The sequence below is a fragment of the Bradyrhizobium sp. UBA2491 genome (assembly GCF_002341725.1).
In the GTDB taxonomy this organism is placed as follows: domain Bacteria; phylum Pseudomonadota; class Alphaproteobacteria; order Rhizobiales; family Xanthobacteraceae; genus Bradyrhizobium.
In genome coordinates, this window is record NZ_DDOP01000083.1 from 652 (window position 1) to 923 (window position 272).

General features: G+C 71.0%; 1 pseudogene. It reads right to left on the reverse strand.

Going from position 1 to position 272, the window contains the following annotated elements:
• Positions 1-272, reverse strand: a pseudogene (locus B2W55_RS29100) (isoprenylcysteine carboxylmethyltransferase family protein); the annotation flags it as partial.

Genomic DNA, 272 nt, shown 5'->3' on the forward strand with positions numbered 1-272 from the left:
ACGATCAGCGGCACGCCGGCATCGGCGCCGTCGAAGCGGCGATCGAGCCCCATCGCGACGAACCACAGCACGGCGACGACGACGAACACCAGCACGAACCGCTTGTCCGCCGCTGGCTGGCCCTCGCGCGCGGTGAGGCGCATGCGCTCGGCAAGCAGCCCGGGATCGACCCTGGCAAGCCAGAATCCGCAGGCCGGACCGATCACCGCCGACGCGACCAGATAGGTCCACGCGCCGGGCCAGTGCAGCATGCCGGCGAAGCCGAACAGCAG